Annotated in this window: 9 protein-coding genes and 1 pseudogene; 7 read left to right on the top strand and 3 right to left on the bottom strand. The window is 44.7% G+C overall.

What is annotated here, in order from left to right:
* Window positions 1-422 (bottom strand): RNA-guided endonuclease InsQ/TnpB family protein (locus O9332_RS20350; RefSeq protein ID WP_288027136.1); only part of this gene is annotated, 422 nt, incomplete at its 3' end.
* A gap of 92 nt (window positions 423-514) precedes the next feature.
* Window positions 515-760 (bottom strand): annotated as a pseudogene (locus tag O9332_RS20345) (CoA-binding protein); the annotation flags it as partial.
* A 41-nt stretch (window positions 761-801) separates the two neighbouring features.
* On the opposite strand from O9332_RS20345, the gene O9332_RS20340 reads away from it, so the two are divergent.
* From O9332_RS20340 to O9332_RS20315, 6 genes are all read left to right on the top strand, one after another.
* Window positions 802-1,005, top strand: coding sequence for a hypothetical protein (locus O9332_RS20340; protein WP_043999113.1), 204 nt, complete (start codon window positions 802-804; stop codon window positions 1,003-1,005).
* The gene (locus O9332_RS20335) at window positions 992-1,666 is read left to right on the top strand and encodes a TIGR04283 family arsenosugar biosynthesis glycosyltransferase (RefSeq protein ID WP_288027134.1); all 675 of its coding nucleotides are present in this window, start codon (window positions 992-994) and stop codon (window positions 1,664-1,666) included. Before O9332_RS20340 ends, O9332_RS20335 begins: the two co-directional genes overlap by 14 nt.
* Window positions 1,667-1,985: 319 nt before the next feature.
* A complete protein-coding gene (locus tag O9332_RS20330) occupies window positions 1,986-2,690 on the top strand; it encodes a choice-of-anchor K domain-containing protein (RefSeq protein WP_502846661.1) in 705 nt (234 codons plus the stop codon).
* A gap of 228 nt (window positions 2,691-2,918) precedes the next feature.
* Window positions 2,919-3,119: a twin-arginine translocation signal domain-containing protein gene (locus O9332_RS20325; protein ID WP_002759880.1), complete on the top strand. Its 201-nt coding sequence runs from the start codon at window positions 2,919-2,921 to the stop codon at window positions 3,117-3,119.
* A gap of 651 nt (window positions 3,120-3,770) precedes the next feature.
* Window positions 3,771-4,250 (top strand): SRPBCC family protein, encoded by a 480-nt coding sequence (locus O9332_RS20320; RefSeq protein WP_287675630.1) that lies wholly within the window; start codon window positions 3,771-3,773, stop codon window positions 4,248-4,250.
* A gap of 219 nt (window positions 4,251-4,469) precedes the next feature.
* Window positions 4,470-6,122, top strand: a complete 1,653-nt coding sequence (locus tag O9332_RS20315) for an acetolactate synthase large subunit (protein ID WP_288027129.1) — start codon at window positions 4,470-4,472, stop codon at window positions 6,120-6,122.
* 124 nt (window positions 6,123-6,246) lie between these two features.
* Here the strand turns inward: O9332_RS20315 and O9332_RS20310 are convergent, their stop codons facing one another.
* Entirely contained in the window at window positions 6,247-7,491 is a 1,245-nt protein-coding gene (locus O9332_RS20310) for a DUF4912 domain-containing protein (protein ID WP_002759885.1), read from the bottom strand.
* 409 nt (window positions 7,492-7,900) lie between these two features.
* Here O9332_RS20310 and O9332_RS20305 point away from each other — a divergent pair, with 409 nt between their 5' ends.
* Window positions 7,901-9,238, top strand: a complete 1,338-nt coding sequence (locus O9332_RS20305) for a histidine phosphatase family protein (RefSeq protein WP_288027127.1) — start codon at window positions 7,901-7,903, stop codon at window positions 9,236-9,238.
* Window positions 9,239-9,457: the final 219 nt, after the last annotated feature.

Genomic DNA, 9,457 nt, shown 5'->3' with positions numbered 1-9,457 from the left:
ATTTGTCTTGACCATCGAATAGGTAAAGGTTCTGTGCATTTGGCTAAATAGATTTGTTTGTCTTTGAACTTAAAAGCAGATTTGGTAAATTCGGCACTTCCTCCCTGATGTTTTTTCTTAAAGTTAGGATACTTAGTACGACCAGCAAAGAAATTAGTAAAAGCTGTTTGTAGGTGTCTTAACCCTTGTTGTAAAGGTACACAGCTTACTTCATTGAGAAAGTCTAATTCTTCTTGCTTTTTCCAATCGGTTAGCATTGAAGAAGTTTGAGCGTAGCCTACTCTTTCTTGTCTTTCATACCAAGCTTGTGTTCTGAGATGGAGAGCTTTATTGTAAACTAATCTTACACAGCCCAATGTGCGCCGCAATAGCGACTCTTGTTCGGGTGTGGGGTAAAATCGGTAAGAATAGGCTTTTTCCATACCTCACATTTTAGCATATATTTCGTAAACGATGCTCATATTTAACAGTAAAGCCGTCGTAGAACGACGGGGTTTCAGACCCAAAATTTTCGATGACGAAAAACGTTAACAATATCCACAGGTTCAGGGATAGCCTCTAGAGAAGGATAGCAGCTTTGACCGTCAATTTGCTTGACCATAGGATTGACAGGATAGACTCGATAACCCACCGCTTGCAGGAATTTGGCCACCTGATAGCTGGCGCGGCTCGATTTCTCGGAATGCCCGACCACTGCGATAATTTTACTATTGCTGAAGATGGTTTTGAGCGCACCATCGTCTCCTTTAATATTCGGCATTGTCCCACCTATCTTAGAACAGAGTTTCGCTTTCCATAAAGATGAAGTGTAACCTAATTTGGTATCGACTTTTGACTCCAGCTTTAGCCACTCTGAAGAACTGGCAGCAATGTTTAACTTTTCTACCGAAAAAACAGTTATTAAAAATCCCAGTCAATCCCTCGGTATCTGTAGGAAAATTTACCCGATGGTCGCCCCTAAATCCTGTGACTTTAGTTACCACAAAACCTGATGAATTATCTTAGTATTATCATTCCGACTCTCAATGAGGAGTTAAGAATTGCAGCAACGTTAAAACAGATAGGTGCGGGGGTAGAAATTATTGTTGTCGATGGGGGCAGTACCGATAAAACCAGAGAAATAGCCGAACAATTGGGAGGAAAAGTAATTATTTCACCCAGAAAAGGTCGTGCTTTCCAGATGAATTTAGGAGCCAAAATAGCCAAAGGAGATATTTTGTTATTTCTACACGGAGATACTTTACTTCCCCATGAATTTCAAGAACAAATTATCGATACTTTATCCCAATCTGGGATAGTAGCGGGGGCCTTTGAATTAAAAATTGATGGAGAGGAAAAAACCCTGCGTTTAGTGGAAAAATTAGTTAATTGGCGTTCTCGCTGGCTTTCCCTTCCCTACGGAGATCAAGGAATATTTTTAAAAGCCTCAATATTGGCAGATTTGGGCGGGTTTCCTGAGTTGCCAATTATGGAAGATTTTGAATTAATACAAAGATTGAAAAAAAGGGGTAAAATAGCCATAGTTGCTGCTCCGGTGATTACCTCGGCAAGACGTTGGCAAAAATTAGGAGTTGGCAAAACTACCTTAGTTAATCAATTAGTAATTATTGGTTATTATCTAAAAATTCCGCCGCGCTTGTTGAAAAGTTTTTATCGTTTATGGTAATAAAGGCTTGCTGAAAAAGTATTTGAGGTCATTGTGCAATGTAGGGGCGCAGGCGTTAAGCCCATAATGTGACATTGTGAACATTTTTCAGCCAATATCCAAGAGAGCCAAACACAATTATATAATCGAATAAACCCTACCAAAGAAGAGGTTTTCATGGCCAAAACATTAACAAAAGTAATCAAAAATGTGGGGGGGGTAAGCATTGCTTATTGGTAGCAGGCAATACCAGTCTTTTGAAAAATACAATTATATAATCGGGGAAACCATACCAAGGAAGAGTTTTCCATGGCCAAAACATTAACAAAAGTAATCAAAAATGTGGGGGGGGGGTAAGCATTGCTTATTGGTAGCGGGGGCAACTCTAGCCATCCTAGCCCCTTTCCAAGCCGCCCAAGCTGTAACTGTAAATGTAGGTACAGGGACAGTGACAGGCCATTTTGACAACGCCATCACGCTCCCCGACTCAGTATACACGGGCAACGGAACCGACACCATCGAATGGGGAACGCCTGTAGATGGTTCATTTACCAATCAATTGTCCTTTATTCCTTCTGACTTTACCGATCAGCCCAAGGGTCAAGACTTTGTTGCAGGGCGCTTGTATTACCGTAATGGCACTGTTTTTGGGGGTACTGGGATTAATGGGGTTGATCTGATAATCAACACCACTTCCTCCGACCCAGATTTCACTCAAACATTGCCATTAAAAATCACGATTGTAAACACCCCAAATGTTGCCGATCCTATCGCTAGTGCAGATTTCATTTACTTTACGGATTTCCCCGATCTCGGTAGTTTCAGGGTACTAGAAGGAGAAGAGACCTATGTAGAAGTTATAACTCAGTTTAATTCCCTCGATCTTGTTGGTTTTGGAGCCGTGGGTGATCCTTTAAAAGGATTTTTATCACCCAGTACCGGTCCAAATCCATTTCCAGCGGTTCCAGAGCCTTCCTCGATTCTGGGGTTATTGGCATTGGGTTTACTGGGGATGGGTTCAGTATTTAACAAGCAGCGAAAATAAATTGACAAGTGTGGGGATGGGATTTTTTCCATCTCCACTTGAGGAAAAATGCGCTCTAGAAACCTTCCAAATTTAACTCTTAATTTGAGTAAACAAATTTTTTTAAATTCCCTGGCAATTACTCAAAAAATTTGACATCTTATAGCGGACAGGTAAAAATAAAAACTTTTCTCTGCCAAGGCACCGATCGATAGGATAATTGATCATCGGAACATCTGCTCTGAGAATATGTCTCTCGATCGCCGTCAATTTCTTTATCTTTTAGGTGCTACCCTTGGCACAGCCACTCTTGCTGGTTTTAACCCTGCCGCTTTTATCGAAAAAATTAGATTTATTCAGCCAACTCTATATAGGGTTTTCATCCCTTGTAACCCCATCCATCGCATAACACAAAGCGAAGAACCGGGCTATCTTAGGTTTGGTGGGTAAAATGTATTCTAAGATACAGTCCTGCTGGCGAGGGAGTGGAAGGAACCACTCCAGACACAGAGGACACAAAGATTGATCGCTGCTATAGTAAGTTAAACTGATCACACAAAGAACTGATAGGCTTTTAGCGGCTTGAGAACAAGCTTTATCAATCTATTCATATAATTGAAAATTATCAAAAGCGCACACTGCCGGAAAGCCATTTATTTTTTACCGAAAAATTGGGTTGAAAGCCTCGCCCTTTGAGGGCGACTTTATATGATGTATGCTATTAAGAATAGGGGGCTGGGTAAGCAACCGCTTAAAAAACCCAGTCATCAACCGATGAACGCACCTTGAAAACTAGAGTTATGGGGTTCTCTAGGGGAATGCTCCTATAGGTAAAAATTCTCAGCACCAAGTACCAGAGAAACCAAGTATTTTAGAGGTTTGGAACTGTATCGTAGGGGACCCCGAAAACAGGCTTCTGTAAGGTCGCGAAAGTCTGAGGAGAGAACCACCTCTGGGTGGGATTTCGCCAGGAATCTAATTCAAGTGGACTCGTTGAGCCAGAAATTCACAGCAGTGATGCGAGAAGAATCCACGTCCGTTTACGGCGTGGGGTATGTCAAAATAGAAGATTCCCTAGATTATTTTTGCGGGAGGCAATCGGTGATTCTCAATTTTTCCTTAAGGATTGTAGCGGCCAAAGGCAGACTATTCTGTAAGTTTTCACTCTACAAAACCTATCGGGTGGTCAGTACCGCCCCCGTCGATGTCCTCTGGCAAAAATTAATCAATGTGGCCGATGTCTCTTGGCATCCTTTGATCGCCAAGGCTGATGTTCCCTTGGGTTTAATCGCTAAACCGGGGTTAATCTATCAAGCTGTCACCCGTCTGACTCCCATTCCTATCCGGGTTTTCGTGGAAAATGTCCGCCCCGGGGAACTCCTCAGCCTCAGAGTTCTCGCTATCCCGGGCATGGAACAGAAAATGACCTACCAAGTGGAATCAACCCTCTGTGGTAGTTATATTTCCTATTCTGTCACTCTGCGGGGTTGGCTGTCCCCCTTTATCTGGTGGTTAAGTCGTCCCTATCTAGCCAAAGTCGCCGCCCAACTAGCCCACGCCGCCGAAGAATTAACGGTCTAAAAAAAATTCTCCCCAATTGTGCTAATAAATAATCTGCCAAGGGTCAAGATCTAAGTCACAATGGTATATGGATAGACTTAAACAAAATTTTAGTCAGCTACATTGGTACATATAGTCTACTGATATCATCCCGACGAGTTGAGCGCAACAACCTCAATCCGCCGGGATGAACTATCTCTAGAGACTTTACTGATGAAGTAAGCTCTACAGGAGGGAATTATGGGGGAATTAAACACAGCCGAACTTCTAGTTAAATGTCTAGAGAATGAAGGGGTCGAGTATATTTTTGGGCTACCCGGGGAAGAAAACCTCGATGTTTTGGAAGCCCTGAAAAACTCCTCGATCAAATTTATCACCACCCGTCACGAACAGGGCGCGGCTTTTATGGCCGATGTCTATGGACGCTTGACGGGAAAAGCGGGGGTTTGTCTCTCCACTTTAGGACCGGGGGCGACTAACCTGATGACAGGGGTAGCCGATGCTAACCTCGATGGGGCGCCCTTAGTGGCCATCACCGGCCAGGTGGGAACCGATCGGATGCACATTGAATCCCATCAATACCTGGATCTGGTGGCCATGTTCGCCCCGGTGACGAAATGGAATAAACAAATCGTGCGGCCGGGTATCACCCCAGAAGTGGTACGGAGAGCCTTTAAAACCGCCCAAAGTGAGAAACCGGGGGCAGTTCATATCGATCTTCCCGAAAATATCGCCGCTATGGCTGCCGATGGTCATCCCTTGCCCCTCGATAGTCAGGAAAAAGTTTACGCTTCCTACCGGACTTTGAACATGGCGGCCGCAGTGATTTCTAAAGCGAAAAATCCCTTGATTTTGGCGGGAAATGGGGCAATTCGCGCTAATGCTAGTGAGGCTTTAACGGAATTCGCCACGGCCTTGAATATCCCTGTGGCTAACACTTTTATGGGTAAGGGGGTGATTCCCTATACCCATCCTCTGGCTCTTTGGGCGGTAGGATTACAGCAACGGGATTTGATTAGTTGTGCCTTCGAGCGCAGTGATTTAATTATCGCTGTTGGTTACGATTTAATCGAGTATTCCCCGAAAAAATGGAATCCAGACGGGAAATTACCGATTATTCACATCGGCATGACTCCGGCGGAAATTGACAGCAGTTATGCCCCGGTGGTGGAAGTGGTGGGTGATATCACCGATTCTCTCATCGATATCCTCAAACGGGCCGATCGCCAGAATAAACCAACTCCTGTCACCGCGGGATTAAAGACGGAAATTCGGGCCGATTACGAAACCTATGCCAATGATACGGGTTTTCCGATCAAGCCACAAAAATTGATCTACGATCTGCGTCAGGTGATGGGACCGGAAGATATCGCTATTTGTGACGTGGGCGCTCATAAAATGTGGATGGCGCGCCAGTATCACTCCGATTGTCCCAATACTTGCATTATTTCTAACGGTTTCGCCGCTATGGGTATTGCTATCCCTGGTGCGATCGCCGCTAAGTTAGTTTATCCCGATAAGCGCATTGTGGCGGTGACGGGAGACGGCGGTTTTATGATGAATTGTCAGGAATTGGAGACAGCTTTGCGGGTGGGAACTCCCTTCGTCACTCTCATCTTTAATGATGGCGGTTACGGTTTAATCGAATGGAAGCAGTTAAACTATTTTGGGACATCTTCTTTTATTAAGTTTGGTAATCCCGATTTTGTTAAATTTGCCGAAAGTATGGGATTAAAAGGCTATCGGGTGGAATCTACTCAGGATTTGATCCCGACACTAGAGGAGGCTTTCCGGCAAGAGGTGCCTACGGTGATCGATGTTCCCGTCGATTACGGTGAAAATCTGCGTCTTTCCCAAAAATCGGGCGATTTAAGCTGTCAGATTTGGGAATAGAAGTTGATAGCGGCAAGCAACCCCCTCGGTAGCTTGCCGTTAACTTCTCGAAAAAAATCCCCTAACTAAATCTCAGTTAGGGGGAAGTAATTAGGTTGGCTTTGGTAACGTTAGAAAACCCGATCTAGAATAACCATTCTAGAACCGCCTCATCTTTAGTGTTGGTATTGCGAGAGGGGGTTTCCCGGGTAAATTTCATGTGGATAGAACGATTTTGTTCACCATCGGCGGCCACGGCCATAATCGGATAATCGATTAAACCATCTTGGAAGGACATCTGATAGCGGAAAGTGCCATCGGGATTGAGTTTAATCGGACGACCACCGATAGTTACGGTGGCATCGGGTTCCGTAGCACCATAGACGATTAATTCGGCATCGGCAACTAACCAGAATTTGCGCGGACGTTGTAGGGTTTCCGAAGCACCCATACCGATACCGGAAGCAGTTATGCCTATACCGGAAGCAGTTAGTCCCGATACCGTGGGAACTGCCCACATACCAACCCCAGAGGGGAATACATAAGAACTGATCACTTCCGACATCGGTACGGAACCAGCGACGTGCTGCATGGAACCAAACAAGGAACCGGCCACCCGTAGGGCCTCGATATCGCCGACACTCTCGAAAATTTGGTCGTAGATAGGGCTTCCCGTGGTTCCGGCGCTGCTGCCGTAGCGTTTGCTGGGGGGAACGAGTTCGTAAACAGTTTTACCCACCAGTTCTTCTTCCCAGTTAACGGTGACAAAAATATCTTCAATCCAGTCGGAAGGATAGACGGGAGGAATCCGCACTAAAGGAGAACGGGCCAAAACTAACCAACGACCATCGGCACAACGATAACCGATATCGATAACATAATCTCGATCGCTGACCGGAATCGGTAAATACCATTCCCGGGCTAATTCATCACAGAGATATTCTTGGACGCTATGCGCGCCTTGGCTATTGAGATCGATATCGGTGACATCATAAAGACGCAGGGCTAACTGTTGTCCCCCTTGACGACGGAGATCTTCTTTTGATTCGTTGGGGATATCCCAGTAAGCATAGGCCCACTGAGGATCGCGAGGTAGGAGGGTGATGCGATTTTCACCGTAGCCCCCGGGCAGATCTCCTAAACCATCATCCACTGAACCTAGGATATCTTCGATCGGGTTAGCTTGACCTAATTCAAATTTTGCTGCTTCCACTGGTTTTTCCTCTTTAATAATAGATTTAAAATTGCCGCTTACTCCCATAGCTTGGGTAATTGACTCGATTAACTGCGTTTTCCGCATCCGACTGTAACGAGAGATGCTGTATTGACTGGCAACTCGTCGTAGTTGCCGCAAGGTCATCTCATCTAAGGGGGGGTATTCTGGAACCATGAGTTGACGCTCTCCGATTAGTTACGACGGCAAATGTTTTTGGGCATTTGCAAAAGCAGTGATCTGGGTAATCCTTCTAACTACTCATCGATTGCTTTGTGAACGAGAGATCCACTCGATGGGGATCAAGGGAATCGCTTGTTATAAATACCTATTAAACAGCAAGATTCCGATTTTGAACAAGTACCTTGTCATGATTTCTTGATAAAACCGCCAAACCCTTGATCCCAAAGAGATTGTTATATCAGGAAGTTTTGATATGCTGTGCTGCCTTGAAACTGTAGGCGATATTATAGTACAAATAAACTATAATAATTGCTGATTACTGATCACTGATCACTGATTTGTACTCCGATCCCGATCGCCTGTAATCTGATATTGAGACTTTTAGTTAAGGAGACTGAACCGCTTGGCTACTCGTGTGATTATTGTTCGTCATGGACAAAGCAGTTATAACGCAGAGCAGAAAATACAAGGTCGCAGTGATGGCTCGGTTTTGACAGAAAAAGGCCATCTGGACGCGGAAAAAGTAGGAAATGCCCTCAGTAAAATCGATATCGCCGCTTTTTACTGTAGTCCTCTCCAAAGAGCCAAATCTACTGCTGAGGTGATTCAGTCTCGTTTAAATAACTCTCCCGTCATTCAACCCACTTCGCAGTTACTAGAAATCGATCTGCCTATCTGGGAAAATATGGTCAAAGAGGAGGTAAAAGCTCAATACCCCCAAGAATATCGGGATTGGCACCAAAAACCTCACCAATTTAAGATGATACTGCCCGATGGTCAAGAACATTATCCCGTTCTCTCCCTCTATCAACAAGCGCAGGATTTTTGGCGAGAAATTATTCCCCAACACGAGGGCAAAACTATCCTCATTGTTGCCCATAACGGCATTAATCGCTGTTTAATCCTCAGTGCCATCGGTATTCCAGTTTCCTTATACCATTCCCTGCAACAATCTAACTGTTGCGTTAATGTTCTCAATTTTACGGGTGATTTTGGTGATCCTGTCCAGGTGGAATCCCTCAATCAAACAGCACACTTAGGGATAGCTTTACCCCCACCGCGTCCTCCTTTCCAAGGTTCCAGGCTGCTGCTTGTGCGTCACGGAGAAACCCAATGGAATCGGGATAAACGTTTTCAAGGTGTGCGCGATATTCCTCTCAATGATAATGGCAAAGCCCAAGCTGAGAAAGCCGCCGAATTTCTGCGAGAAACGGCGATCGATCACGCTGTCACCAGTCCTTTGTCCCGTCCCAAGGAAACTGCCCAAATTATCCTGCAATATCACCCCGATGTCACCTTAGATACCCAAGGGGATCTGACGGAAATCTGTCACGGACTTTGGGAAGGCAAATTAGAGGAGGAAATTGAAGCGAGTTTCCCCGGGATGTTAGAAGACTGGAAAAATGCCCCGGAAACCGTACAAATGCCGGAAGGGGAGAATTTACAGGAAGTTTGGGATCGAGCGATCGCTTGTTGGCGGCAAATCGTTAAAACCTATAGTAATAGCGATAGTCCTAAGACAATTATGGTAGTGGCCCACGATGCCATTAATAAGGTGATTCTTTGTTATTTATTGGGTTTAAAACCCGCCAATTTCTGGAATATTAAACAGGGAAATGGCGCGGTTAGTGTTATCGATTATCCCAAAGGAGTTGACTCTCAACCGGTCCTGCAAGCAATTAATATTACCTCTCATCTAGGATCGGGAATACTCGATCGCACGGCAGCCGGTGCTTTATAACAGTTATCAGTTATCAGTTATCAGTGGGTAAGTTAACAGTTATCAGATTTGAGTTTTAAGTGAGCAGTATGGGGCGCATCTCATTTTTGCAAATCTAGCAAGTTGGGATTTTTAAGGGGAAACTCTCTTTTAAAATCGGACATTACTTCTGATTTTATCACTCAATCCAAGCCTTTGGGGGGTTCTACCCCCCAAACCCCGGAGCGCATTAGTTTTTCG

This window comes from Microcystis sp. LE19-10.1B (assembly GCF_027530565.1).
In the GTDB taxonomy this organism is placed as follows: Bacteria; Cyanobacteriota; Cyanobacteriia; order Cyanobacteriales; family Microcystaceae; genus Microcystis; species Microcystis aeruginosa.
The sequence above is the reverse complement of the archived record's forward strand: the minus strand, read 5'-3'. Positions and strand labels throughout refer to the sequence as shown.